This window comes from Micromonospora sp. SH-82, assembly GCF_051132485.1.
Lineage (GTDB): Bacteria > Actinomycetota > Actinomycetes > Mycobacteriales > Micromonosporaceae > Micromonospora.
The window spans coordinates 510,673-534,114 of sequence record NZ_CP148049.1 but is presented as its reverse complement, the minus strand read 5'-3'; the positions used below and the strand labels follow the sequence as shown (position 1 = coordinate 534,114).

Below are 23,442 nucleotides of genomic sequence, written 5' to 3'. Positions count from 1 at the left end.
GATTTGCCAAGCTTGACGGTCTCGTCCGTCGCGTCGTACGTGCCATCGATGACCTGGAACAGGACGCTCGTCCAGCGGGCTGTAGGAAGCTTGTCGGCGAAGACGGGCAGTGGCGGATCCGGATCGGCGACTATCGGGTCGTGTACGCAATCTTTGATCAGGAATTGGTTGTTCTGGTGGTGCGGGTAGCGCACCGAAGCAGCGTGTACGAATAGACCGCTGGCGGTGACCGGACCGGGGCGGCGTACCGGGTGACCAGGCTGGTGGGGTACGCCGGTATGCCGGTGCCCCGTGAGAGGGGAACCCCTCTCTACGGTAGGCGTTAACAGGGGCCCTTCCTTGCAGGTGTGGGGTGCCGGGCCTCCGGCCCGGCACCCCACACACGTCAGATCCCGGTTGCTCGGGTGCAGGTCGAGGAGGGGTTCAGCGCGAAGTCCACAGTGTGCGTGAAGCCCGCGTCGACCCTGATCCGCTGCACCTGTGGGACCCAGCCGTCCTTCGCGGCGATGACGTCGTACCGGCCCCGGGGCAGCCACCAGACGTACCGTCCCGCCGCGTCGGCGGTCAGGGTGTATCCGGTGGCCTGGTCGACCAGGTTGGCCCGGACCGTGGCCGGCACCCCGACGGTGGTCCCGCCGCAGGTGACCCCGGTGACCGTGCCCTGGATCTTGCCCCAGTTGCTGGGCGGGGCCACGTTCATCTTCACCGTCACCGGCGGCACCGGGTACGGGGAGTCCGAGACGATCCCCAGTTCACCGAGGTACGCACCCGGCTGTGCCACACCGGCCGGGGCGGTGGCGGTGAAGGTGACCGTGACGGTGCGGGACGCCCCCGGGGCGAGGGTGAAGCTGGTCGGGTCGGTGGTCAGCCACGGCAGGTCAGCCGACTCCGTGCACCGGTCCAACCCGTCGAGTCGCTCACTGTCGGCGGAGCCGACGAACGAGCTGGGCGAACCACCGATCTTGTACGCCCCGCACGCCGCCGCCCCCCGGTACCTGGGGAACCCGGTATTGGGCAGGTCCCGCCAGGCCCCGGCGACCGGGTCGTAGCCGAGGGTGAAGTTGGTGACCGCCGTCGAGCCGTTCGTCACCCCACCGGCGAGGATCAGCAGCCCCCCGGCGGTGGTGTACTGGGAGCCCCACAGGTCCACCGGGAGGTTCGGCAGGGCCGTCCAGGTGCCGGCACCCGGCTCGTACCGCCAGGCGTCGGTGTACTCGGTGGCCCCCACGCCCCCGGCGCAGTAGAGGGATCCGCCGATCCCACCGCAGCCCAGCCAGGAGACCGGGTGCGGGTAGGTCGCCCCGGTGGTGAAGGTGGCGGTGGCCGGGTCGAACACCACCGTCTTGGCGGACTCGGTGCAGGTGGCGTCGAGGCAGCCGCCCACCAGGTAGATCTTTCCGTTGACGACGGCGCCGCCGGCCGCCGCGGCCGGGGCCGGGTTCACCGCCCCGGGGACGGTGCTCCAGGTCCCGGTCGCCGGGTCGAAGACGTCCACCGAGGCGACCGGGTCGTCGTCGTCACCCCAACCACCCAGGACGTGGATCTTGCCCCCGACCACTGCGGCGACCGGCTTGGACCGGGCGTTCGGCAGGTCCGGCAGGGCCGACCAGCTCGCTGCGGCCGGGTCGTACACCCAGGCCTTGCGCTCCAGTCCGGTGCCGCCGCCCCCGCCGACGGAGTAGATCCGGCCGTCGAGGTTGACCGCCGCGTTGTCGTAGATCGCGGAGGGGAGCTTGGCGATCGGTGCCCACGCGTCGGCCGCGTTCCCGCCCGACCGGTCCGGTGCGATCCGGTCGGTGTGCCCACCGCCGTACCCGGGGCCGGTGCGGGCCGGGCTGATCCCCTTCACTGTGACGTCCCGGCGGGGTGAACCCGCCCGTTCGGTCAGGGTCTCGAACCCGCCACCGCGTTCGGTCAGGTCCACGGTGGTCGGCGCGGTGCCGGTGTTGCGGACCGTGATCCGGGTGCTCCGGGCACTGTTGTACGGCTGCTGGGACTCCAGGTCGGTCGGGGTGACGGTGAGCCGACCGGCGGTCAGCGCGAAGTCGGCCCGCCGGGTCTGGTCGGCGACGACGGTGACCGACCGGGTCAGCGGCGGGTACGGGGTCCGGGTGACGGTGAACGGGTGTGCCCCGGTCAGGCCGGAGAACAGGTGGTAGAACCCGTCCGCCAGGTTCGCGTCGTCCGGCGTGGCCACCGTGACGGCCCGGTCCTGCGGCCGGCCGTCGCTGGTCACCGTCGCCCCCACCACCGGGGATCCGGTGTTGCGGTCGGTGACGGTGCCGACCACCAGTCCGCCCGGCACGGGGGCGCACTGCCTGTTGACGACCTGGACGTCGTCCACCTGCCACCACCAGGCGTAGGTCCCCTTGAACCGGAACCGGACCTGGACGGCTGCGGTGTCAGCCGCCGAGGTCAGCGGGACCTCCTCGACCCGGGGGCCACGTCGGCTCGCGGTCTGGTGCCACACGTTGGTCCAGGTCGCCCCGGCGTCGGTGGAGACGTCGACGTCGGCGGCGTCGGTGAACCCGACCGCCCGCCAGTCGCTGTTGAACCGGAGCACCGGGGCTCCGGCCCCGGACAGGTCGACCGGTGGGGTGACCAGGTCGGTGTCCTGGGTGTTTCCCGCTCCGAGCTGGTCGGAGTCGACGATGGCGAAGCCGCCGGTGCCACCGGTGAGGTTCCCCCGTCGGCCCAGGTCGGTGAAGACCCAACCCCCCTTGTCGGTACGGTTGCGCACCGTCCAGCCCTCCGGGGCGGACGTACCGTCGAAGCTCTGCGACAGCAGCGGGGCGCTGAGGCTGGCGGCGTACCCGGCGGCGGTGCAGCCCGCCTCGACGGGTACCGCGACGTCGACGGTGGCGGTCGTGTCGGTGACTGTCACCTCGGACTGGACGGTCCGGTAGCCCGGGTACCGGGCGGTGGTGGTGAGCCGGTAGTCGGCGTCGCCGGGCACCGTCACCGAGTACCGGCCGGTCACCGGGTTGGTGAACACGGGTGCCCCGGGACGGCCGGAGACCTCGATCGAGGCGTACAGCGGCCACCCGTGGCCGGACCCGTCGGTGACGGTGCCGGAGATGGTGACCGAGGTGGCGGCGCGCAGCGTGAAGTCGCGTACCACCTCGTCGCCCTCGGCGACGGTGACGGTCTCGGTGCGCTCGCCGTAGCCGTAGGCGCTCGCGGTCAGGGTGACCTCGCCGGCCGGGACGGTGAGCGAGTAACGGCCCGCCGAGTCGGTGGTGGCCTGTCGGCTGCCGGCGACGACCGTCGCCCCGACCAGGGGGTCACCGTCGGCAGCGTCGGTCACCGTCCCACCGACGGTGCCGACCGGGCCGCGCGGGGCCGCCTCGACCGCCGCGTACGCGTCGAGCCGCCCCTCGCCGAAGACGTTGTTGTCGTCGGCGGTCCCTCCGCAGGTGGTGGCGTCGACGTCGACGGCGGTGTCGTCGAGGAGCGTCTCGGTGGCGGCGAGGTCCCCGCGCAGCGTCGGTGCCGCCGACCAGAGCAGGGCGACAGATCCGGAGACGTGCGGCGCGGCCATCGAGGTGCCGTTGAACGCCGCGTACCCCCCGCCGGGGACGCTGGACCGGACGTTGCTCCCCGGGGCGGCGATGTTCGGCTTGAACCTCGCCGGGTCGGTGGCGTTCCCCCGGGACGAGAAGCTGGAGATGGCGTTCGTCGACGTGTACGACCCCACCGCGTACGAGTTCGGGTAGTCCCCGGGGGAGCCGGCGGTCCCGCAGGCCGGTCCCTCGTTGCCTGCGGAGAAGACCGGGAAGATCCCGGCGGCCCGCCAGGCGGTGACGGTCTGCTGGTACCACGGGTCTCCGCCGTCGCCGCCCCACGAGTTGTTCACGATGTCGGGGCGCAGGTCGGGTCGGGGGTTCTGACCGCTCGCGTCGGTCGGGGCGAGGACCCACTGACCGGCGGCGAGCAGCGCGGCGTCGGCGCAGCTGGTGCTGGCGCACCCCTTGGCGGCGATCCACTTCGCGCCGGGGGCCACGCCCACCTGGTTCCCGGCTCCGTCGTCGCCGACCATCGTGCCCATCGTGTGCGTACCGTGGTCGTTGTTGTCGCAGGGCGCGGCCCCGGAGCACACCCGGGTCGGGTCGAACCAGTTGTACGCGTGGTCGAATCGGCCCCCGCCGAGGTTGCCCCGGTACGCCCCGACCAGCGCCGGATGGTCGTACGCCACCCCGCTGTCGATGTTGGCGACCACCACGCCCTCGCCCCGGACGCCGAACTCGTCCCACACCTGGGGGGCCCGGATGTTCGCCACCCCCCATTCGGCGGCGTTCGTGCCGGCGCGTCCACCCTCGGCCGGGGTCGGCTTGACCAGCGGATAACTGCGGCTCGCCGCGACCCGGGCCACCTCGGGGCGGGCCGCGATCTCGTCGAGCAGGGCGCGGTCGCCCTCGACCCGCAGCGCGTTGGCGATCCAGTATCCGGTGTAGTCGGCCTTCCGTTCGTCGAGCAGCGCCCGCAGCCCACCCTGGGTGCGCTCGGCGGTGGTGGTGAGCAGGCGGTGCACCTCACGGGCCCGCCTGTCGGCGTCGGCGAGCTTCGCCGTACCGGCCAGGGGTGCCTGTTCGCGGAGGTAGACCAGGAAGGTCGCGGTGCCGGTGGCGTCGAGTCGGCGGACCAGTTCCCCGTCGACCTCGGCCCGGGCGGGCACCGGTGCGGCGGCGGCCGGGGTGGCGAGGGCGGGCTGCGCGGTGAGCGCCAGGAGGGCCGCCGCGACGGCGACCGCCGATCGGCGTAACGCTGATGGTCCGGTGGGTCTGCTGAACACGGTTCCTCCCCACGGTGACGGACCCGATCGGTTCGGGTCCGGTGGCGTGCGCCGGGGTCGCGGCCACGCGGGAGCGGGCGGGGCGGGAGTTACGGATGGTGGCCCCCGGTTCCGCTGAGAGTCATGCTCTGGTGCGGAATCGGGTCGATCAATGCCTGTCGGCTGTCGGCAATCAGTCAAAGAGTTTCGATGAACGGGAACCCGTGTAGCGACCCGATGTGCTTGCCGACCCGACTCTCTCCGACCGGCCGGGCGCTGCGTGACACGATGGCCGGGTGAACGCCGCCGCCCCGACCTGGTACGCCCCGCCCCCCGAGCCGCCGCAGCCGGAACCCGGGGCGGGCTGGCCGCGTTGGCTGATCGTCGGCACCGTGCTCTGGGCCGTGCTGCTGGCCGCGCTCACCTGGCGTTCGGCCCGCAACGACGAACCGACGGTCCGCGAGCAGCGCAGCCTGTCGGAGGCGGTCCCGGTGGTCGACCGGGCGATCGGTGCCCTGGTCGCGGCCGCCGGTGCCGAACCGGTGGTCCTCCTCGGCCCGGACCGGCTCGACGAGGGGTGCCGCATCACCCCGTTCGCCGACGGGGCCGTCCTGGCCCGGACGGTGGAGGTCGTCGGTGCGTCCGACGACGTCGCCCCCCTGCTGGAGCGGGTCGCCGACGGACTGCCCGCCGAGTACCAGGCCCGGGTCCGGCCCAGCGACAGGGGTCTGCGGCTGCGGGCCGACGCGGGGGAGTTCGTCACGGTCACCGGGGAGGCCGACGGACCCGGTCGGGTCCGGTTCACCGTCGACACCGGATGTCGTCCGCTCGGCGGTCACCGGCCGGAGTCCGCACCGGCGGTCGGCCCCGAGGCGGACGCCCTCCGCCGGGTGCTGGCCACCCTGGACCGGCCGGAGGCGGCACCGCCGGAGCTGTTGACCACCCGCTGCCCGGACGGCGACCGGCGGGCCCGCACGGTCCGGGTCTCCACCGCCCCCGGGGTGGACCCGTCCGCCGCCCGGACCTCGGACGCCGCCGGGACCGTGGTCCTCGACACCCCCGAGGTGTACGCCTACCGCACCGGCCCGGTCACAGTCGTCGTCGACCACGCCGACGACGGGGTCCGCCTCGCCGCCGCCACCGGTTGCACCCCGGACGGGAGCTAGGTCCCGGTCCGCCCGGACGGGAGCCGCCGCCTCCTGACGGGAGCGAGTGGCCCCGGTGCCCCCTGACAGGGGACGAGTGACGGGAGTCAGTGGCCCCGGCTGGGGTCGTGCGGCCCACGGCTGCGCCCCAGGGCGTCCACGGTCCCCCACCGGCCCCGGATGTCGAGCAGCTCGATGCGGCCCATCCCCTCCGGCACCATCGGATCGATGATCAGGTGCTCCTGCTGTGGTTCCAGCCCGAGCATGACCCGCAGCAGGAGCAACGGCGTCCCCGCCGACCAGGCCTGCGGGCTGCACGCCGTCGGGTACTGCACCGGGTACTCGGTGAGCGACCGCTGGTAGCCCGCGAACGCCTCGGGCAGCCGCCCGCCGAAGTGCTGGGAGGCGCTGAGGATCGCCTCGCAGATCCGTCCGGCCTCCTCCCGGTAGCCGTACCTGCGCAGCCCCCAGGCGATGATCGAGTTGTCGAACGGCCAGACCGTGCCGACGTGGTAGCCGACCGGGTTGTACCGACTCTGGCCGGTGGCGAGCGTACGGACCCCCCACCCGGAGAAGAGCCGAGGACCGACGAGGTGTTCGGCGATCCTGCCCGCCCTGGACTCGTCGACGATCCCGCTCCACAACAGGTGCCCGATGTTCGAGGTGAGCGCGTCGACCGGGCGGCCCTCGGGGTCGAGGGCGAGGGCGTAGTACTCCCCGTCGTCGACCCAGAAGTCCCTGTTGAACCGGGCCTTCAACTCCGCCGCCTCCCGTTCCAGCCGGTCGGCGTAGTCCGGATCGTTCCAGAACTTCCGGGCCAGCCGGGCGCCCCGGATCTTCGCGTCGTAGGCGTACCCCTGGATCTCGCAGGTGGCCCGGGGGAACCCTGGCAGCCCACCGTCGGCCCGGGTGATCGCGTCCGGGGAGTCCTTCCAGCACTGGTTGGGCAGCCCGGTGGTCGGGTTGCGGGTCCGGTACCAGACGTATCCGGTGCCGAGCAGATCACCGTAGGTGTCGATCCAGGCCAGCGCCGCTCGGGTCTGCGCCTCCAGCTGCCGGACCAGTCGGCCGTCCCCGGTCCACCGCTCGTACTCGTCGAGGAGGATCACGAACAGGGGGGTGGAGTCGGCCCCGCCGTAGTAGGGGGAGTGGGGCTGCTCCTCGAAGCCGGCCGTCTCGCCGTACCGGAGTTCGTGCAGGATCTTGCCGGGCTCCTCGTCCCGGAAGTCGTCGACCCGGGTGCCCTGGAGGCCGGCGAGGATGGTGATCGTCGGCGGCACCAGGTCGGGCAGGAACGGCAGGATCTGCAACGACGTGAAGATGCTGTCCCGGCCGAAGAGCGTCATGAACCAGGGCAGTCCGGCGGCGATCAGGCGTACCCCGATCGTGATCGACTGGTACCGCAGGGCCGCCAGGTCGTTGAGGCTGCGCCGGTACGCCCCGGCCAGCGGCCCGCAGTCGCAGCCCAGCTTGGGCGCCCGGTCGATCAGCTCCTGCTGTTCGGCGAGGATCACCTGAGGGGTCCGGTCGCCGATCAGCGGCAGGACGGCCCGGGCGTCCCGGCCCTTGGTGTCCCTGATGACCGCCGCGACGTGCAGGAGGGTGTTCCACTCGTCGTGCGGACCGATCCGGATGTGGAACGTCATCCCCTCCGCGTCGACCTGGGCGTCGGTGCTGCTGGTGATCAACGACTCGCGGCGGAACCCGGCCCGCTGGTACACCAGCCGTAGCTCGTTGTGCCCCGGTTCGGCGGTGACCCGACCCTGCTTCGGCTGCACGTTCTTGATCTCGAACAGGTCGGCGAAGTCGGTGCCCATCGCGACCCGGACGGTCAGCCGGATCGTCTCCCGGGAGTGGTTGAAGACGGTGAGCTGCTCGGCGAGCCCCTCGCTGATCCACCGGTGCCGCATCAGCGAGACCCGGGTGTCGAGGTCGTGCATCGGCTCGCCGGGGGCGAGGAAGAACTGACTCTGGTACGAGTGCGCGTCGTCGGCGGAGAGCAGGTGCAGTCGCTCCCCGCCGAGGGTCAACACCCAGGTCGACAGGAACCTGGTGTCGAAGGAGAACAGCCCGGTCGGGGAGTCCGGTGCCGGCTCGATGTCCCCCCGGTCGTCGCTGACCAGGAAGGTGTTTCCGTCCAGGATGCTGACCAGGTCGCTCATCGGGTCCCCCCGCCCTGGTCCCGCACCGACTCCCGGGCGGTCTCGCGGGGGTCGCGGGTGCCCGGCGGGCTGGGAAGGAACCCGCGGAAGGCGAGGAAGAGCCGGATGTCCCCGACGATCGTCGTCTCACTGCGCAGCATCGCCGCGATGGCCTGCTCAGAACCGACGACCAGCCGGTCGAAGAAGTTCGAGCGGCACACCCAGGTGGTGTCCGCGTCGGCGCTGTCCCGGTTCACCCGGGCCTCGCCCGGGGCCATCTCGACCCGCCAGTGGGCGGTGTGGTCACCGTGGTAGAGGTCGATCCTCAGGCTGCCGCTGAGGGGACTGCGGAGCACCGCCGGGGCGCGCTCCGGCAGCGATGCGAAGAACTCCTCGGTGGCCCCTGTCACATGTCGAATCGTAGGAGCGCAACGTCCCCGCCGGGCCGGAAGTCGCCCAGCACACCGACTCCGTTTCGGCAGGTCACCCGCCCGGACGGCGGGGTGACCTCAGTAGACGAGGGCTTGGACCCCGTCGGCCGTGGCCTCCTCGACGAAGACCGCCGCGCCGGCGATCCGTACCCCCGGCAGGACGTCGTCCGGGCCGATGTCCCGGCGGGCGGCGCACTGGGTGCAGGCGGTGACCCGACCGGAGGTCATGATCACGTGCAGCAGCTCGGCCAACGGGGCGGAGTGCGGCAGGTCGAACTCCTGGGCCCGGCCGGGCAGGACGAACCACGTCGACTCACCGGTCAACCAGAGGGAGACGTCCACCCCGGCGGCGGCGGCGGTGGCGGCGACGGTGAACGCCTGGGCACACCGCTCCGGGGCGTCCGCACCGGCGGTGGCCTTGACGACGAGAGTACGGGCCATGGGGTCAGCATAGGATGACCATGATGGTTACCGAGATCGGGTTCGTCAGCCTGCTGGTCGCAGGTCTCGGCGCGCTCGCCGGTGGCCTGGTCTATCTGGCTGTTCGCCTGGCGAGGGGCCACTGGTGAGTGGTGCCGCGCGCCGGGCAGCCACAACGAAGGAAGGACGTCGGTGAGCGACAATCCCCTGCAGCCACCGTGGTTGAACGCGCCGCCGGTCGACTCGTACCCGTACGAGGAGAGTCACGACCTGCGGGTCGGGCCGAAACTGCACCCGACGCTCGACGCCCTGCTGCCGTACGTCGGGGTGTGGCGGGGCCGGGGCCGGGGCGGGTACCCGAGCATCGAGGACTTCGACTACGGCCAGGAGATCCGGATCAGCCACGACGGCCGTCCGTTCCTGTTCTACGAGTCGCGGGCGTGGCTGTTGGACGAGCAGAGCCGTCCGGTGCGTCCCGCCGGGCGGGAGGTCGGCTGGTGGCGGCCGGTGCTCGACGGCGAGCGGGTCACCGACGAGCTGGAGGCGCTGATGAGCAACCCGACGGGGGTGATGGAGCTGCACGTCGGCAAGCGCAAGGGCACTCAGATCGAGTTCGTCACCGACGCCGTGGTCCGCACCGCGACGGCCAAGGAGGTCACCGCCGGTCACCGCCTGTTCGGCATCGTCGAGGGGGCCCTGCTGTACGCCCAGGAGATGGCAGCCGTCGGCCACCCGCTCTCCCCCCACCTCTCCGCCCGCCTGACCCGGGTGGCCGGCTGACCCCTGGTCACCCCGACGGGTGGAGACCGGGCAGCGGGAAGGCGCGGTACGGCAGAGGGTGGGTGTCGAGGGTACGGATGGGGGCGGCACCCCGCAGGGACGAGGTGAGCCAGGCGGCGTCGGCGGCGCGGAGCTGCTCGGGGGTGACCATCCGCTCGTCGGGTGTGAGACCGAGGGCGGGAGCCTGGTCCAGCAGCCACCGGGCGGTCACGCCGGGAAGGATCCCGGTCTCGTCGGCGGGCACCGTGCACAGGGTGTCACCGGTCACCCAGACCACGTTCGCTGTGGGCCCCTCCAGGACGTACCCGTCGGTGGAGACCCAGAGGGCGTCGTCGGCGCCGGTACGGGCGACGAAGCGGCGGGCGGCGCTGCTGGCCGCGTACGAGGTGGACTTGACGCCGGTCGGCAGCCAGCCCAGCTCGGGGCGGCCGGTGGCGGTCACGCCGAGCGGCAGGGTGACCACGTCGATCCCGGCCCGGCGGGCCCGCCGGGCGGTGGCGGGAACCTCGGCCAGCGTGGCGTAGACGGTCGTCCCCGCGCCGCCCTCCGGACCCCTGGTGCAGACCAGCCGCAGCGCGCCCTCGACGTCGGGGGGCCACCCGTCGCTGATCGTGTCCAGCAACTCGACCAGGGCGGCCCGGGGCGGCAGGGGCAGGTCCAGCGCGTCGGCCGCCCGGGTCAGCCGGTCCAGGTGCTCGGTGAGCAGCCACGGCCTCCCCGCCCGGAGGTGGAGGGTCTCGAAGAGTCCGTCACCGTGCAGGACGCCCAGGTCGTCGCCGCGCAGCACCGGCTCCGTGACCGGCACCACTCCCCGCCCGAGTACCGCGATCCTCGACTCCGTCACGAGCGCCGAGCCTAGCGGGGGGAGACCGCCACCCCGGCCCCGAACTATGATCGGACGGTGTCCGAATCCTCCCTCGCCGAGATGCTGCGGGCCCGTGGGCTGCGGCTGACTCCGCAACGTCAGCTGGTCCTGGAGGCTGTGCTGGAGCTGGGGCACGCCACCCCGGAGCAGGTCCACACGGCAGTTCGGGAGGTCGCCTCCGGCGTCAACATCACCACCATCTACCGCACCCTGGAGCTGCTGGAGCGGCTCGGCCTGGTGACCCACACCCACCTCTCGCACGGGTCGCCGACCTATCACGCGGCCGGTGAGCACCAGCACGTGCACCTGGTCTGCCGGGAGTGCGGGGCGATCGACGAGGTCGATCCGTCGATGGTCCAACCGTTGGCCGACGAGCTGGCCGAGCAGCGGGGGTTCACGCTCGACATCGGGCACGTGTCATTCTTCGGCGTCTGCGGGCGCTGCCAGGACGGGGGCACCAAATGATCGACATCGCCGGTGCGGTAGCGGCCGAGAGCATCGACCCGCAGACCCGGGACCAGCCGGATCCGGCGCACGCCGCCGCCGGGGTACGGGGCGTCGCCGCGCACTACGGCGACCCGATGCGGGAACAGCGGACCCTCGCCACCGGCGTCGGGCTGGTGGACCGGTCGCACCGAGGGGTGATCGCGGTCCCGGGTGAGGAACGCGCCGGCTGGCTGCACACCCTCACCTCGCAGCACCTGGCCGCCCTCTCCGCCGGGGAGGGGACGGAGCTGCTGGTGCTCTCCCCGCACGGGCACGTCGAGCAGCACGCCATGGTGGCCGAGGACGGGGAGACGACCTGGCTGGACACCGAGCCGGGGATGACCGCCGGCCTGCTGACCTACCTGGAGAAGATGCGCTTCTTCAGCAAGGTGGAGCCCCGGGACGCCACCGCCGATCACGCGGTGCTCTCCCTGGTCGGGCCGGAGGCGGTCGACGCGGTCGCCACCCTGGGGGTGACCGGGTTGGCCGAGCCCGACGTCGTCGGGGTGCCGGGTCCGAAGTTCCGCTCCGGTGAGCTGCCGGCCCGTCCCACCGCCCGGTACGCCGTCGCGCCCCTGCCGCTCGGCGGGTGGGCCCGCCGGGTGCCGCTCGGGGTGGACCTCCTGGTGCCTCGGGGACAGGTCGACCGGGTCGTGGCCGACCTGCGGGACGCCGGGGTGCCGGTGGCCGGGTTGTGGGCGTACGAGGCGATGCGGGTGGCCGCCCGACGGCCCCGGGTCGGCGTCGACACCGACCACCGGACCATCCCCGCCGAGGTGGATCTGGTCGCCCCGGCGGTGCACCTGGACAAGGGCTGCTACCGGGGGCAGGAGACGGTGGCGCGGGTGCACAACATGGGTAAGCCGCCGCGTCGGCTCGTACTGCTGCATCTGGACGGGGTGACCACCGACCAGCCGCCGGTCGCCGGGACGCCGGTGACCCGGGACGGCCGGGCGGTGGGCTTCGTCGGCACCGCCGTGCACCACTTCGAGTGGGGGCAGGTCACCCTCGCCGTGGTCAAGCGCAACGTCCCCGACGACGCCGCCCTCCTCGTCGGCGACACCGCCGCCGCCATCGACCCGGGTCCGTCGGCGTGACGACCGGGACGCTGATCACGGTCGCCCCGACCGGAGCGGAGTCGGCGAAGGCCGAGGTCCCGGCGCTGCCGGTGACCCTCGACGAGCTGCTGTCGACGGCGCGGGAGTGCGAGGCGCTGGGCGCCGCCGTCATCCACGTCCACATCCGCGACGACGAGGCGCGTCCCACCCTCGATCCGGGACGGCTGCGGGAGACGGTGGCGGCGCTGCGCGCGGGCACCGACCTGATCGTGCAGCTCTCCACGGGCGGGGCGGTGACGGATCCGGAGTCGGCCCGGCTCGCCGTCCTCGACGCGGGGCCGGACATGGCCTCCTGCACGATGGGCACCGTCAACTTCGGCGACGACGTCTTCCTCAACCGCTGGGAGTTCGTCGTCGACCTGCACACCCGGATGCAGGACGCCGGTGTCGTCCCGGAGTACGAGATCTTCGACCTGGGGCACCTGACCGCCCTGCAACGGCTGCTGGGCAAGTACGGCCTGCCGCACGGCGGGCACGTCCACGTCGACCTGGTGATGGGGGTGCCGGGCGGGATGCCGGGCACCACCCCGGCACTCGTCGCCGCCGTCCAGATGCTGCGCGACCTCCCCGAGGGCACCACCTTCTCGGCGACCGGGGTCGGCCGTACCACCATCCCGGTCCTGATGGCGTCGCTGTCGACGGGCGGGCACCTGCGGGTCGGCCTGGAGGACACCGTCACGTACGCCAGGGGACGCCCGGTCGAGTCGAACATGCAGCTCGTCGCGCGGGCGGTCGGCTTCGCCCAGCTCGCCCAGCGCCCACCGCTGACCACCGCCGAGGCCCGCGACCTGCTCGGACTCTGACACCTCACCGCCGCCGCCGGGGTGGTGGGTAGCGTCCGGGGGGTGGCAGAGACGTACGCGGGTGGTGTGCCGTTGGCCGAGGTGGTCCGGTCCGGCTTCGTGGAGGGGTCGCACAGGGGTTCGGTGGTGGCGTTGGACGCCACGGGCTCGGTGGTGGCCGGGGCCGGGGACGTGACCGGGCCGGTCTTCCCCCGTTCGGCGAGCAAGCCGTTGCAGGCGGTCGGGATGCTCCGGGCCGGGCTGCGGCTGACCGATCCGGCCGACCTGGCACTGGTGACCGCCAGCCACGCCGGTGAGGATCGGCACCTGAGCCGGGTCGAGGCGCTGTTGCGTGGTGCCGGACTCGACGAGTCGGCGCTGCACTGCCCGCCGGAACTGCCCTTCGGTGCGGCGGCCCGGGCGGCGGTGCTGCGGGCCGGGGGCGGGCCGAGCCGGATCCAGATGAACTGTTCGGGCAAGCACACCGGCATGGTGTTGACCTGTCTCGCGGCCGGCTGGCCGACGGCGGGGTACTGGCGGCCGGAGCACCCGTTGCAGCAGGTGCTGCGGGACACCGTCGAGGAGTTCACCGGGGAGCCGACCACCGCGACCGGGGTGGACGGCTGCGGCGCCCCGGTGCTCGCCTGTTCGTTGACCGGACTGGCCCGGGCCTACCTGCGGCTGGTGGCAGGTACGCCGGACTCGCCCGAGCAGGCCGTCGTCGACGCCGTACGCGCCCATCCGGACCTCGTCGGTGGGACCGGGGCGGAGGACACCGGGTTGATGCTGGCGCTCCCCGGTGCGGTGGCCAAGATCGGTGCGGAGGGGGTCCTCGCGGCGGTGGTGCCCGGCGTCGGGGCGGCGGCTGTGAAGATCGACGACGGGGCGTCCCGGCCCCGGCTGGGGGTGCTGGTCTCGGCGTTGCGCCGACTCGGGGTGTCCACCCCGACCCTGTCCGACCTCGTCGAGGTCCCGCTGCTCGGCGGGGGAGTGCCGGTGGGTGCGGTGCGTCCGCTCTGGTGACCCGGCCCTCCGGGGCAGTGTGTCCGCATCCGTTCACCCGGCGTTCCGGTCGGGGGCGGTGCCTCCGCTCCGGGTGACCCGGCCTGCCGGTCGGGCGGCCGGGTCATCCCGAGCGGGTCAGATCCGGGCGAGGAAGTCGAGCAGGGCGGCGTTGACCGGCCCGGGGCGCTCCAGGGGGAGCAGGTGCGCGGTGTCCGGTACGTCCGGCAGCCGTACCGCGTGGGGGGCCTCGTCACCGATCCGGTCGGCCAGCCGACGGATGTCCGGTACGTCGGCGGCTCCGGCGGTGACCAGCACCGGCACCCGTAGTTCGCCGAGCCTGTCGACGGCCGGCGGGTCCGCTTCGACCACGTCGACGGTGCGCAGGGCCTGCTCGGCGGTGAGTGCCCGATGGTCCATCTCCCGGGCGAAGGCGACCAGGTCGGGGTCGACGTCCTCCGGACGCCGTCCGGGGCCGACCACCCAGAACCGGACCTCGGCGGCGGCGGTGGCCGCCAGGTCCGTCGGGTCGACGTCGCCGACCAGTTCCTCCCAGAGGTCGTTGGTCTCCTCCGACCACTCGTGTCCGGAGATCGCGGTGCCGAGCAGGGCGAGTCCATCGACCCGGTGCGGGTACGCGAGTGTGGCGTCGACGGCCACGGCCCCGCCGAAGGAGCTGCCGACCAGGGTGGCCCGCTGGAGGCCGAGCGCGTCGAGCAGCCCGATCACGTCGTCGTGATGGGCGAACGACCGGGACGGGGGTTCCGACTCGCCGTATCCGCGCAGGTCCACGGCGATCACCCGGTACCGGTCGGCGAGCGGGGCGATCTGCCGGTGCCACATCCGCCGGTCGGCGATGCCGGCGTGCAACAGGACCAGGGGGTTCCCGGTGCCGGTGTCGTCGTACGACAGGGCTGCGCCATTAACGTCGATCTTGGTCACCGGTGGACGGTACGTACCTGATGGGCCGGTTCGCAACCCGCCACTGAGACCTTGCTAACTGCGGTTAGCATTCTGCTTGCAGGAGCTAGCATGAGTGATAACGTCGGCCCCATGGCCACTGGAAAAGACCTTCCCGACGTCGGCGGGTTCATCCGCGACCTGCGACGCAACGCGAAGATCTCGCTGCGGCAACTCGCCGACCAGGCCGGGGTGAGCAACCCGTACCTCAGTCAGGTCGAGCGCGGACTGCGCAAGCCGAGCGCCGAGGTGCTCCAGCAGCTCGCCAGCGCCCTGCGGGTCTCCACCCCGGCGATGTACCTGCGAGCCGGACTCCTCGACGACAAGGAGGGGCAGGGCGTGCTCGCGGCGATCGCCGTCGACCCCGACCTGACGATGGCGCAGAAGCAGTCGCTCACCCAGATCTACGAGACGTTCCGGCGGGAGAACGCCAGACTCGCCGAGGCGACCGCCGACAGTTCCGAGGCGGGCGAGCCCGAGCCGTCCCGGCCCGAACCGGAGCAGACCTCGCCGCAGGCCGGGTCGCAGTCGCCCGCTGACCCCTGGGCGCAGGCCACCAGGGCGCAGACCGCGACCGCACCGGAGGCCCCCGGCACCCTGACCCCGGCCGCCACCGGACCGACCACCCCGCAGGGCACGCCGACCGAGGCGGTGCTGGAGTCCGTCGCCGTGGCCGAGTCCGGCGCGGCACCGCCCCCGACCGGCCGAGACGACGCCGGCCCGTCGGCCACCCGAACCGCTGACCAGGCCGCCGCCGCGGCTGAGGAGGAGAAGTGATGACCCAGCCGAAGACCAACCGCATCCCCGCCCCGATCTACGCCGCCGCCGGCGTCAGCGACCTGGCCTTCGAGCAGCTGCGCAAGCTGCCCGCAGTGGTCACCGGCCTGGGTGGGCGGGTCGCTGCCGACCTCGGCGGGAAGGCCGTGGTCACCGGCTTCGAGCTGCGGCAGAAGGCCACCGAGACCCTCCGTACGGCCAACCAGACCGCGACCGACCTGCGTGAGCGGGGCGTCACCGGTGCCGACCTGGAGCGACTGCGGGTCGCCGCCGACACCCGTCTGCGGGAGGACCTCAACCGGCTGCGGGAGGCCGCCGACGTCAACCGGCTGCGGCAGGCCGCGGACCCGGACCGGCTCCGCGAGGTCGCCGACCTCGACCGGCTGCGTGAGGCGGCCGACCTGGACCGGCTGCGTACCGCAGCGACCCGCAACGCGGCGGTGGTCTACGCCGGTGCGCAGGCCGCCCAGGAGCGGGCGCTGGCCGCCTACGGCGCGCTCGTCGCCCGGGGCGAGCGGGTGGTCGGCTCGGGTGTCGTGGAGGCCGCCGAGACCGTCGACGCCGACATCGAGGCGACCGAGGCGACCACCGTCGGCACCTCGACCGAGCCCGCCGCCGCGCTCGTCGACGCGCCCGCCACCACCCCCACCCCGGCCGACGTGGCGGCGGTGGTCGACGCCGAGCCCGCCCCGGTCAAGCGCACCCGGGCCCGCACCACCGGCACGGCCGCCCGCAGCACCACCGGCAAGGCCACCACCGGCAAGGGCACCAAGGACGCCACCGGGAAGGGGACCGCCGCGAAGGCGACCGGGAAGCGGGCGGTCACCTCCTCGTCGGAGGGCACGCCGTCGGCGAAGCTGCCCAAGGCCACCAAGCGGACCCGCCCGACCGCCGAGTGACTGCGGCGACGGAGCGGACAGCCGGCGGAAGCGTCCTACGGGACGGTTTCGCCGGCTGCGGCATAAGCTAGCCGACATGGCCTACGCCGCGCCGCTGTTCTTCATCGAAGTCCGTTACGTGATCGAGCTGATCCTGCTCGTCTTCGCGCTGATCGTCCAGGGCGTCGCGCTGGTGCACGCCATCACCCAACGCTCCGACGCCTTCGCGGCGATCGGCACCCTCCCGAAGGGCGGATGGATCGCGATCCTGGCGGTCTGCCTCGTGCTGACCCTGCTCGGGTTCGGGGTGCTCAGTCTCTTCGGGCTGGTCGGTATCGCGGCCGGGCTGATCTACCTGCTCGACGTCCGGGTGGGGTTGCGTGACCTCAGCGACGGTCGAGGCTCCTGGTGAGAGGTTTCCGGTGGCCTCCGCCGCCGGACGGCGGCCCCCGGACCTGGGGGCCGGGGCCCGGTGGACCGCGCACCGGTCGACCGGCGCTGCCGGAGCCGGAGACCACACTGGTCACCACCCCGCACGGGGTGCGGCTGGAGCAGTTGGTCACCGGCTCGGGTGACCCGGTGACGGTCTTCGCCCACGGGCTGGCCAACGGGATCGCCACCACCCGTCCGTTCGGCAGTGGAGTCGACGGGCGTCGGATCTTCTTCCAGTTCCGGGGGCACGGCCGCTCGGACGCCCCGCCGGGCGACTGGACCTACCTGGACCTGGCCCGGGACCTGCGCGCCGTCGCCGACCTCGGCGGTGCCACCCGGGCCTTCGGCGTCAGCCTCGGGGCGGGGGCGTTGTGCCGGCTGCTCACCGAGAGCCCACAGCGGTTCGACAGGGTGGTCTTCTTCCTGCCGGCGGCGCTGGACCGTCCCCGGCCCGCCACCGCCCGGCAGCGGCTCACCGACCTCCTCGACGCGATCGGCAGCGGCGACGCCTCGGCGGTCGCCGAGGTGGTCTCGACCGAACTGCCCCCGGCGGTACGCAACACCCCGGCCGGATGGGCCTACCTTCGTCAGCGCCTCGACCACCTGCTCCGTGACGGCCTCGCCCCCGGCCTGGCCGGGCTGCCCGGCCAGGCGCCGCTGACCGACAGGTCGGCGCTGACCCGCGTCACCACCCCCGCCCTGGTCATCGGGGCCGCCGGGGACGACCTGCACCCGGTGTCGGTGGCCGAGGACCTGGCCGCCGCGCTGCCCCGAGCCACCCTGCACGTCTACGACCGCCCCGGCGTCCTCTGGTCGGACCGCGCCGACCTGCGGCACCGGGTCGCCACGTTCCTCAACTCCTGAACCGGTCCCGCCCGCCGCTCCGGCCGACCCGACGGCGGTTCGCAACTCGTCGTTCACCATCAGTCACCGTGGACTGCTGCCGCCCGTCACCCGGGCGACGTTGACTGGTCCGGTCCTGACCGCCGTAGCCCGGGGATCGTCTTGGCCACCAACGAGCCGCCGCCGCGCCCGTCGGCCGGGCCGCCCGGGGTGTCCTCCTCCCGGGTCGCCGGGCTCCTGTCCTGGCTGGTGCCGGGGGTGTGCGCGGCTGCGCTCGGCGGATGGCGGCTCACCGGTGCGTCGCTCTGGGCCGACGAGTTGGCCACCTGGGGTGCGGTCCGGTCGACCTGGGTCCGCCTGTGGGAGCTGTCCGGGTCGGTCGACGCGGTGCTGACGCCGTACTACGCGGTGACGAAGGCGTACGCGACAGTGGCGGGGACCGGTACGGCGGCGCTGCGGCTGCCGTCGGTGGTGGCGATCGTCGGGGCCACCGTGGTGGTGGCGGTGCTCGGGCGGCGGCTCGGGGGAGCCGGGGCGGGGTTCACCGCCGGGCTGGTCTTCGCGCTCCTCCCGGTCACCTCCCGGTACGCGCAGGAGGCCCGCCCGTACGCCTTCGTGATCCTGGCCTCGGCGGTGGCGGTGCTGGCGCTGGACCGGGCGCTGGCGCGTCCCACCCCCGGCCGTCTCGCCGGGTACGCCGCCGCCTGCGCGGCCGCCGGGCTCCTGCACCCGCTCAGTGGACTGCTCCTGCTCGCCGGGCACGCCGTCGGGGCCGGGTGGTGGTGTCTCACGACAGCCGGGGCGGACCGGAGCCGTCGGACCGGTCGGCGGTGGCTGGTGGCGGCCGGGGTCGGCGCGTCCCCCGCCGTCCTGCTGGGCTGGTGGGGTGCCGGGCAGACCGGGCAGGTGTCCTGGATCCGCCCCGTCGACCTCGACATCCTGGCTGCGGTGCCGGAGCAGCTGTTCCTCTCGGCGGCGGCCGGGGGGCTGGTCCTCGGTGCGGCAGTCACGGGTGTCCGGCGTACCCGGACGGCGGGGTGCCTGGCCGCAGCCGCGTTCGTACCGTTGGTGTCCCTGCTGGTGGCCGGGGTGCGTCTCGACGTCTGGGTGGCCCGGTACGTCCTCGTGGTGCTGCCCCCGCTGGCCGTCCTCGCCGGGTACGCGCTGACCCGGTCCGGTCGACGGGCCACCGTGGGGGTGCTCTGCCTGCTGGTCGTCCTGGTCGTGCCCGCGCAGGTGCGGATCCGGGCCGAGGCGGGGCACGGTCAGGCCTCCGCCCGGATCGCCACGGTGATCGGCCCCCGGCAACTCCCGGGCGACGTGGTCGTCTTCCCGGACACCCACCGGAGCATCCCCTGGTCGGCGAGGGACGTCTACGAGCGGTACCTGCCCGCCCCGCGCCCACCCGACGTCCTGCGGACGGCCCCACCCCGCACCGACGGTCGGCTGGCGGCTGTCGAATGCCCGGACGCCGCCTGCCTCGGCGCCCCGCCCCGGGTCTGGGTGGTCCGGGTGGACAGCCCGGCGGATCCGCTGGCCGACATGGCGGCGGGCAAGCAGGACCGGATCCGGCGGGAGTACCGGGTGGTGCACCGGTGGCGGGAGCCGCTGCTCGGCATCACCCTGCTGGAACGCCGTCCGGGGATGACCATCGAAAACTGACCTCGGCTGTCAGGTATGGCTGGCAGGTTCGGGGGCATGACGTCGAAAGCACTGAACACGAAGGTGGCCCTCGTCGCCGGGGCGACCCGGGGGGCCGGTCGGCAGATCGCCGTGCAGTTGGGGGCGGCCGGGGCGACCGTCTACGCCACCGGCCGCAGCAGCCGTACCGCCGGACCGTCCGAGGTGAACCGCCCGGAGACCATCGAGGAGACCGCGGAGCTGGTCACCGCCGCCGGGGGCACCGGGATCCCGGTGCGGGTCGACCACCTCGACCCCGACCAGGTACGCGACCTGGTCGCCCGGATCGACGCCGAGCAGGGTCGGCTGGACGTCCTGGTCAACGACATCTGGGGGGCCGACGCGCTGACCGCCTGGTACAAGCCGGTCTGGGAACACCCGCTCGACGACGGGCTGCGGACCCTCCGACTCGGGGTGGACACCCACCTGATCACCAGCCACTTCGCCCTGCGCCTGCTGATCCGCCACCCCGGCGGGCTGGTGGTGGAGGTCGGGGACGGCACCACCGAGTACAACGCCGCCAACTACCGGCTCTCCGCCTACTACGACCTGGTGAAGACCGCTGTCAACAGACTGGCCTTCGCCCAGGCCAGGGAGTTGGCGCCGCACGGGTGCACGGCGGTGGCCGTCACCCCCGGGTGGATGCGGTCGGAGGCGATGCTGGAGCACTACGGGGTGACCGAGGAGAACTGGCGGGACGCCACGGCGAAGGAGCCGCACTTCGTCGTGGCGGAGAGCCCGGCGTTCGTGGGACGGGCGGTGGCGGCGCTGGCCGCCGACCCCGACCGGGCCCGGTGGAACGGGCGCTCCACCTCCAGCGGCGAACTGGCGCAGGTGTACGGCTTCACCGACCTCGACGGCAGCCGCCCGGACGCCTGGCGGTACATCGTCGAGGTCCAGGACACCGACGGCCCGGCCGACGCCACCGGCTACCGCTGACCGGTCTCCCCCGGGCCGTCCGGCGGGACGGGACGGCCCGGGGGTACGGCGTACCGCGTCGCCCACCGGCGTACCGCGTCGGTGAAGAGTTCCCGCAGCTCGGGTGGGTCGAGGGCCTCCACCTCCGGGCCGAGGCGCAGCAGTTGGTGGTAGGCGACCGGGACCGACTCGACGGGCAGCCGCAGCACCGACCAGCCGTCGGCGTCCGGCGGCCCGGCTGCGGCCACCGCCTCGTCTTTGACGAACGGGGCGTCCACCACGTGCCGCAGCATCCGTAGCCCGACCGGGCTGACCCGGACGGTGACCCGCTCGGCCAGCATCCCGCGCAGGAACGTCTCGGCCTGCTCCCGCCAGTACGCCCCCAGCTCGAACCCCGGGTCCCGGTCGAAGGTCCGTCCGCTGACCTCGACCCCGGTCACCCGGTCCACCCGATAGGTACGGGTGGACGCCCCGACCCGGGCGACGAGGTACCAGATGCCGCCCTTGAGCACCAGGCCGTACGGTTCCACCGTCCGGGTCACCTCCCCGTCGCCGCGCCGGTACCGCAGGTCGACCACCAGATCCCGCCAGACCGCCGGGGTCAGCTCGGTCAACCAGGGCGGCGGGTCGGCCTCCCGGAACCAGCCCGGCACGTCCAGGTGGAAACGGGCACCGGTGCGGGCCGGGGCGTCCCGGAGGGCGGGCGGAAGCGCGGCCAGCACCTTCAGTTCGGCGGCGGCGACCGCGTCGGCCAACCCCAGCTCACCGACCGGTCCGGGCAGCCCGGTCAGGAAGAGCGCCTCCGCCTCGTCCCGGGTCAGCCCGGTGAGCCGGGTCCGGTAGCCGCCGACGAGGCGGTAGCCACCGGCCCGTCCCCGGTCGGCGTAGACGGGCACCCCGGCGGCGGAGAGCGCCACCACGTCGCGGTAGACGGTCCGTTCGGAGACCTCCAGCTCACGGGCCAACTCCGCAGCGGTCATCGTCTCCCGCGTCTGCAACAACAACACCAACGAGATCAACCTGGCCGCCCGCACCCCTCCATTCTCCAAGGAAGGCCCCCTGTCGACGGCACCCCACCTGCATGGGGGCGGGGGTCAGCGAGGGGTGGGGGTGAGCAGACCCCGGTCGTACGCGACGGCGACGGCAGCGGCCCGGTCGTTGACCCCGAGCTTGGCGTACACGTGCAGCAGGTGGGTCTTGACGGTGGCCTCGCTGATGAACAGTCGGGCGGCGGCCTCCCGGTTCGACGAACCCCGGGCCACCAGGGTCAGCACCTCCAACTCCCGTTGGCTCAACGGCTCCTCGACCGGTGCCCGCAGCCGCCCCATCAACCGTCCGGCGACAGTGGGGGACAGGACCGACTCGCCCCGGGAGGCGGCCCGTACCGCCCGGACCAGCTCCGCCCGGGGGGCGTCCTTGAGCAGGTAGCCGGTCGCCCCGGCCTCCACCGCCGGGAGGACGTCGGCGTCGGTGTCGTACGTGGTCAACACCAGCACCCGGGCGGCCGAACCGGACCGGGCCAGCCGGCGGATCGCGGTGACCCCGTCCATCCCGGGCATCCGCAGATCCATCAGGACCACGTCCGGGGCGAGGGTGGCCGCCAGCACCAGCGCCTCCGCTCCGTCGCCCGCCTCACCGACCACCTCGAACTCCGGGTCGCCGGTGAACATCCCGCGCAGCCCGTCCCGGACCACCGGATGGTCGTCGACGATCAGCAGCCGGATCGGGTGGGGCCGCCCGCTCACCGGAGGGCCCCCGGCGTCACCGGCACGCTCGCCGACACGGCGGTGCCCCCGCCCGGCTCCGACTCGACGGCCAGGAGGCCACCCACCCCGGTCACCCGCTGGCGCATCCCGGCCAGCCCGAAACCACCGTCCGGGCGGGTCCGGGTCTCACCTGTCGGGTCGAAGCCGGTGCCGTCGTCACGTATGTCAAGGGTCACCACGTCCTCCATGTACGACAGGGTCAGCCCGACCCGGCCGGCGGCGGCGTGCCGGGCCACGTTGGCCAGGGACTCCTGGGCGGTCCGCAACAGGGTCACCTCCACCTCGGGGTGCAGAGGTCGGGGGGTGCCGGTGACCCGTACCTCGGCGGGCACCTCGTTCAGGGCCGACCAGCGTCGGGCCAGGTCGGTGACGACCTCGGGGAGGCGGGCGTGCTCCAACGGCTCGGGGCGGACGGCCCGGACCGACCGGCGGGCCTCGGTGAGGCTCTCCCGGGCCAGGTCGAGGGCGTTGTCCACGTGCCGCTGGCAGTCCACCGGCCGGTTCCGGGCCTGCCCGGCCGCCGACAACTGGGTGATGATCCCGGTGAGGCCCTGGGCCAGGGTGTCGTGGAGTTCCCGGGCCATCCGTTGCCGCTCGTCGAGCACCCCGGCCTCCCGGGCCTGGGCGAGCAGCCGGGCGTGCAGCGCATCGTTCTCCCGCATGGTCTCCGAGAGTCGACGGTTCGCCTCGGCCAGTTCCTCCACCAGCTTCTTGCGGTTGGCGTGCTGCTCGGTGTTGAGGGTTTCGATCCGACTGACCAGGACCGCCACCCCCACGTTGAAGCAGACGAGCACCCCCCACAGGGCCAGGTGCCCCCAGGAGGTGGGGGGTCCGACGCTCTGGGCGGTGGCGACCAGCATCGCGCTGACCCCCACCCCGACCAGCCGCCACCGGCCGTGCAGCACGAAGTACGAGTGGATCAGCCCGATCCAGGCGAAGAAGCCGTACCAGGGGCTGATCACCACCAGGGCGGCGGAGAAGCCGGTGAGCCCGAGGAAGTACGTCCCCATCAGCCTGCGCCGGTCGAGCCACTGCGGATGGAGGGTGACGAACCAGGCGATCCAGGCGGCTGCCGCCGCGCTGATGCTCAGGTGTACGACAGGGGGAGGCTGGCCGGGGACCGGGGCCAGGGTGGCGACCAGGGTCCCGACGAGCAGCCCCCCGAAGGGCACCAGCCGGTACAGCCGGATCTCCTGGCCCGGTTCGGCGTGCCCGCCGGTGGGCTGCTCGACACCACTGGTCATCTT

The 23,442-nt window shown here is 73.4% G+C and carries 23 protein-coding genes; 14 read left to right on the top strand and 9 right to left on the bottom strand.

What is annotated here, in order from left to right; translation table 11 throughout:
• Positions 1 to 44 precede the first annotated feature (44 nt).
• Entirely contained in the window at positions 45 to 215 is a 171-nt protein-coding gene (locus tag WHN02_RS02445) for a type II toxin-antitoxin system RelE family toxin (protein ID WP_434743790.1), read from the top strand.
• Positions 216 to 385: 170 nt separating this feature from the next.
• Here WHN02_RS02445 and WHN02_RS02440 read toward each other — a convergent pair whose 3' ends face one another.
• Complete coding sequence (locus WHN02_RS02440) at positions 386 to 4,792, bottom strand: S8 family serine peptidase (RefSeq protein ID WP_434741861.1); 4,407 nt, start codon at positions 4,790 to 4,792, stop codon at positions 386 to 388.
• 275 nt (positions 4,793 to 5,067) lie between these two features.
• Here WHN02_RS02440 and WHN02_RS02435 point away from each other — a divergent pair, with 275 nt between their 5' ends.
• Positions 5,068 to 5,937 carry a hypothetical protein gene (locus tag WHN02_RS02435; RefSeq protein ID WP_434741860.1) on the top strand — a complete coding sequence of 290 codons (870 nt, stop codon included), beginning with the start codon at positions 5,068 to 5,070 and terminating at the stop codon, positions 5,935 to 5,937.
• An 86-nt stretch (positions 5,938 to 6,023) separates the two neighbouring features.
• Here WHN02_RS02435 and WHN02_RS02430 read toward each other — a convergent pair whose 3' ends face one another.
• The 3 genes from WHN02_RS02430 to WHN02_RS02420 form a co-directional block, all read right to left on the bottom strand.
• Complete coding sequence (locus tag WHN02_RS02430) at positions 6,024 to 8,078, bottom strand: amylo-alpha-1,6-glucosidase (RefSeq protein WP_434741859.1); 2,055 nt, start codon at positions 8,076 to 8,078, stop codon at positions 6,024 to 6,026.
• Positions 8,075 to 8,467, bottom strand: a complete 393-nt coding sequence (locus tag WHN02_RS02425; RefSeq protein ID WP_434741858.1) for an SCP2 sterol-binding domain-containing protein — start codon at positions 8,465 to 8,467, stop codon at positions 8,075 to 8,077. The genes WHN02_RS02430 and WHN02_RS02425 overlap by 4 nt, the downstream gene beginning before the upstream one ends.
• 99 nt (positions 8,468 to 8,566) lie before the next feature.
• Positions 8,567 to 8,929, bottom strand: a complete 363-nt coding sequence (locus WHN02_RS02420) for a DsrE family protein (protein WP_434741857.1) — start codon at positions 8,927 to 8,929, stop codon at positions 8,567 to 8,569.
• Positions 8,930 to 8,952: 23 nt separating this feature from the next.
• Between WHN02_RS02420 and mtfM the strand changes: the two genes are divergently transcribed.
• Both mtfM and WHN02_RS02410 read left to right on the top strand, forming a co-directional pair.
• The gene (gene mtfM / locus WHN02_RS02415) at positions 8,953 to 9,057 is read left to right on the top strand and encodes a small membrane protein MtfM (RefSeq protein ID WP_350894598.1); all 105 of its coding nucleotides are present in this window, start codon (positions 8,953 to 8,955) and stop codon (positions 9,055 to 9,057) included.
• A gap of 43 nt (positions 9,058 to 9,100) precedes the next feature.
• On the top strand, positions 9,101 to 9,688 hold the full coding sequence (locus WHN02_RS02410) for an FABP family protein (RefSeq protein ID WP_434741856.1): 588 nt from the start codon (positions 9,101 to 9,103) through the stop codon (positions 9,686 to 9,688).
• Between the two features lie 7 nt (positions 9,689 to 9,695).
• Here the strand turns inward: WHN02_RS02410 and WHN02_RS02405 are convergent, their stop codons facing one another.
• On the bottom strand, positions 9,696 to 10,532 hold the full coding sequence (locus tag WHN02_RS02405; RefSeq protein ID WP_434741855.1) for an aminotransferase class IV: 837 nt from the start codon (positions 10,530 to 10,532) through the stop codon (positions 9,696 to 9,698).
• 57 nt (positions 10,533 to 10,589) lie between these two features.
• On the opposite strand from WHN02_RS02405, the gene WHN02_RS02400 reads away from it, so the two are divergent.
• From WHN02_RS02400 to WHN02_RS02385, 4 genes are read left to right on the top strand one after another with little or no spacing between them, the layout of a single operon-like run.
• On the top strand, positions 10,590 to 11,018 hold the full coding sequence (locus WHN02_RS02400) for a Fur family transcriptional regulator (protein ID WP_434741854.1): 429 nt from the start codon (positions 10,590 to 10,592) through the stop codon (positions 11,016 to 11,018).
• Entirely contained in the window at positions 11,015 to 12,136 is a 1,122-nt protein-coding gene (locus tag WHN02_RS02395; RefSeq protein ID WP_434741853.1) for a YgfZ/GcvT domain-containing protein, read from the top strand. Before WHN02_RS02400 ends, WHN02_RS02395 begins: the two co-directional genes overlap by 4 nt.
• A complete protein-coding gene (locus WHN02_RS02390; RefSeq protein WP_434741852.1) occupies positions 12,133 to 12,960 on the top strand; it encodes a 3-keto-5-aminohexanoate cleavage protein in 828 nt (275 codons plus the stop codon). The genes WHN02_RS02395 and WHN02_RS02390 overlap by 4 nt, the downstream gene beginning before the upstream one ends.
• A 42-nt stretch (positions 12,961 to 13,002) precedes the next feature.
• A complete protein-coding gene (locus WHN02_RS02385) occupies positions 13,003 to 13,962 on the top strand; it encodes an asparaginase (protein ID WP_434741851.1) in 960 nt (319 codons plus the stop codon).
• A gap of 117 nt (positions 13,963 to 14,079) precedes the next feature.
• On the opposite strand, the gene WHN02_RS02380 is transcribed toward WHN02_RS02385, so the two are convergent.
• Positions 14,080 to 14,883: an alpha/beta fold hydrolase gene (locus WHN02_RS02380; protein WP_434741850.1), complete on the bottom strand. Its 804-nt coding sequence runs from the start codon at positions 14,881 to 14,883 to the stop codon at positions 14,080 to 14,082.
• A gap of 111 nt (positions 14,884 to 14,994) precedes the next feature.
• Between WHN02_RS02380 and WHN02_RS02375 the strand changes: the two genes are divergently transcribed.
• The 6 genes from WHN02_RS02375 (at position 14,995) to WHN02_RS02350 (ending at position 20,450) form a co-directional block, all read left to right on the top strand.
• Positions 14,995 to 15,678 carry a helix-turn-helix domain-containing protein gene (locus tag WHN02_RS02375; protein ID WP_434741849.1) on the top strand — a complete coding sequence of 228 codons (684 nt, stop codon included), beginning with the start codon at positions 14,995 to 14,997 and terminating at the stop codon, positions 15,676 to 15,678.
• A complete protein-coding gene (locus tag WHN02_RS02370; protein WP_434741848.1) occupies positions 15,675 to 16,577 on the top strand; it encodes a hypothetical protein in 903 nt (300 codons plus the stop codon). Before WHN02_RS02375 ends, WHN02_RS02370 begins: the two co-directional genes overlap by 4 nt.
• 76 nt (positions 16,578 to 16,653) lie before the next feature.
• Positions 16,654 to 16,968, top strand: coding sequence for a DUF2516 family protein (locus WHN02_RS02365; protein WP_350894589.1), 315 nt, complete (start codon positions 16,654 to 16,656; stop codon positions 16,966 to 16,968).
• Positions 16,965 to 17,852 carry an alpha/beta fold hydrolase gene (locus tag WHN02_RS02360; RefSeq protein WP_434741847.1) on the top strand — a complete coding sequence of 296 codons (888 nt, stop codon included), beginning with the start codon at positions 16,965 to 16,967 and terminating at the stop codon, positions 17,850 to 17,852. Before WHN02_RS02365 ends, WHN02_RS02360 begins: the two co-directional genes overlap by 4 nt.
• A gap of 141 nt (positions 17,853 to 17,993) precedes the next feature.
• Positions 17,994 to 19,493: a hypothetical protein gene (locus WHN02_RS02355; protein WP_434741846.1), complete on the top strand. Its 1,500-nt coding sequence runs from the start codon at positions 17,994 to 17,996 to the stop codon at positions 19,491 to 19,493.
• A 36-nt stretch (positions 19,494 to 19,529) separates the two neighbouring features.
• Complete coding sequence (locus WHN02_RS02350) at positions 19,530 to 20,450, top strand: SDR family oxidoreductase (RefSeq protein ID WP_434741845.1); 921 nt, start codon at positions 19,530 to 19,532, stop codon at positions 20,448 to 20,450.
• Here WHN02_RS02350 and WHN02_RS02345 read toward each other — a convergent pair.
• From WHN02_RS02345 to WHN02_RS02335, 3 genes are all read right to left on the bottom strand, one after another.
• Complete coding sequence (locus WHN02_RS02345; RefSeq protein ID WP_434741844.1) at positions 20,441 to 21,463, bottom strand: helix-turn-helix transcriptional regulator; 1,023 nt, start codon at positions 21,461 to 21,463, stop codon at positions 20,441 to 20,443. The genes WHN02_RS02350 and WHN02_RS02345 overlap by 10 nt on opposite strands.
• A gap of 60 nt (positions 21,464 to 21,523) precedes the next feature.
• Positions 21,524 to 22,099, bottom strand: a complete 576-nt coding sequence (locus WHN02_RS02340; protein WP_434743789.1) for a response regulator — start codon at positions 22,097 to 22,099, stop codon at positions 21,524 to 21,526.
• A gap of 71 nt (positions 22,100 to 22,170) precedes the next feature.
• Complete coding sequence (locus WHN02_RS02335) at positions 22,171 to 23,439, bottom strand: sensor histidine kinase (RefSeq protein ID WP_434741843.1); 1,269 nt, start codon at positions 23,437 to 23,439, stop codon at positions 22,171 to 22,173.
• Positions 23,440 to 23,442 lie beyond the last annotated feature (3 nt).

Excerpts from the sequence above, each read along its gene's own strand:
- WHN02_RS02430 (WP_434741859.1), bottom strand. The coding sequence starts at position 8,078 with ATGAGCGACCTGGTCAGCATCCTGGACGGAAACACCTTCCTGGTCAGC.
- WHN02_RS02420 (WP_434741857.1), bottom strand. The coding sequence starts at position 8,929 with ATGGCCCGTACTCTCGTCGTCAAGGCCACCGCCGGTGCGGACGCCCCG.
- mtfM (WP_350894598.1), top strand. The coding sequence starts at position 8,953 with ATGGTTACCGAGATCGGGTTCGTCAGCCTGCTGGTCGCAGGTCTCGGC.
- WHN02_RS02395 (WP_434741853.1), top strand. The coding sequence starts at position 11,015 with ATGATCGACATCGCCGGTGCGGTAGCGGCCGAGAGCATCGACCCGCAG.
- WHN02_RS02375 (WP_434741849.1), top strand. The coding sequence starts at position 14,995 with ATGGCCACTGGAAAAGACCTTCCCGACGTCGGCGGGTTCATCCGCGAC.
- WHN02_RS02365 (WP_350894589.1), top strand. The coding sequence starts at position 16,654 with ATGGCCTACGCCGCGCCGCTGTTCTTCATCGAAGTCCGTTACGTGATC.
- WHN02_RS02350 (WP_434741845.1), top strand. The coding sequence starts at position 19,530 with ATGACGTCGAAAGCACTGAACACGAAGGTGGCCCTCGTCGCCGGGGCG.
- WHN02_RS02340 (WP_434743789.1), bottom strand. The coding sequence starts at position 22,099 with ATGTTCACCGGCGACCCGGAGTTCGAGGTGGTCGGTGAGGCGGGCGAC.
- WHN02_RS02335 (WP_434741843.1), bottom strand. The coding sequence starts at position 23,439 with ATGACCAGTGGTGTCGAGCAGCCCACCGGCGGGCACGCCGAACCGGGC.